The 1,168-nt window shown below is 64.2% G+C and carries 1 protein-coding gene; it reads right to left on the reverse strand.

The genetic code is table 11. The features are described 5' to 3' along the window. A partial coding sequence (locus tag XAXN_RS18825; RefSeq protein WP_245149968.1) for an alpha-L-fucosidase occupies positions 1-1,166 on the reverse strand: 1,166 nt, incomplete at its 3' end. Between the last annotated feature and the right edge of the window lie 2 nt (positions 1,167-1,168).

Raw genomic sequence — 1,168 nt, forward strand, 5'->3', positions numbered from 1 at the left:
GTCGGCGTGGTGACGTCGTCCGGCGTGGACCAGTAGCTGTCCAGCTGGCGATCGAGTACGCGCGCCGGCTCGAATCCCGCACCACGCGACGCGCTGGCACTGGCCTTGGCGCCCTTGGCCAGATCGATGGCGAAGCTGGCGCGGATGGCGTCACCGAAACTCTGCAGCACTGCAACATCGTGGTCGGGAATGCGGCCGCGTCGGTCGGGCGGCAGATTGAGGTTCATGTTGGTGCCGCGCGCCACCGAGGTGTCGAAATAGCGCACCAGATTCTCCGGGCTGCGCACCTTGCCGTCTTCGTCGGCGTGGTAGAACCACCCCGGACGGATCGACGTATTGGTTTCGGCCGGCCACCACAGCGCCCCTCCGCGCACGCCGGAATTGCCATTTTCCTGGGTGTACGGGGCATTGGGCATGGTCGGCCAGGACGGATCGCCGGCAATGCCATCTTCGTTGCCGCCCCACCGGATATCGGCGCCGAGCGGATCGAAGGTACATGCCATCGGCTGATGCTGATGCACCAGCTCGATCATCCGCGGCCAGTTGTAGTACGCAGGCGCATCGATCTTGCGCGATTCGCGCGCCCCACCGTAATAGCCATCGCCGCCATTGGCGCCGTCGAACCAGAACTCGAACAGGTCGCCGTACCCTGTGCAGAGTTCGACGATCTGTTTGCGGAAATAGTCCAGATAGCCGGGCCGGCCATACTCGGCGTGGTTGCGATCCCACGGGGAAAGATAGATGCCGAAGGCCAGGCCCGCGCGTCGACACGCCGCAGCCATATCGCCGACGATGTCACCCTTGCCGTTTTTGTAGGGCGAATAGCGGATGCAATGCTCGGTCAGGCGTGTGGGCCACAGACAGAATCCATCGTGGTGCTTGGCGGTGAAAATCAGCCCTTTCAGATTGCCGGCCTTGGCGGCAGCGACGATCTGATCGGCTGAAAAATCGCTGGGATCGAATTTGCGCGGATCCTCGTCGCCGTATCCCCATTCCTTGTCAGTGAAGGTGTTCATCGCAAAATGCACAAAGGCGTATTGCTCCCACCGATGCCAGCGCAGCTGTCGCGGGCTGGGCACCGCACCCCACGGCGCCGGCCCGCTGGCGCGCGGCGTCTGCGCGATGCGCGATGCCGACGCGCCGAAGCTGGTGGCAGCGGCCACCACAC

Source organism: Xanthomonas axonopodis (assembly GCF_001304695.1).
GTDB lineage: Bacteria > Pseudomonadota > Gammaproteobacteria > Xanthomonadales > Xanthomonadaceae > Xanthomonas > Xanthomonas axonopodis.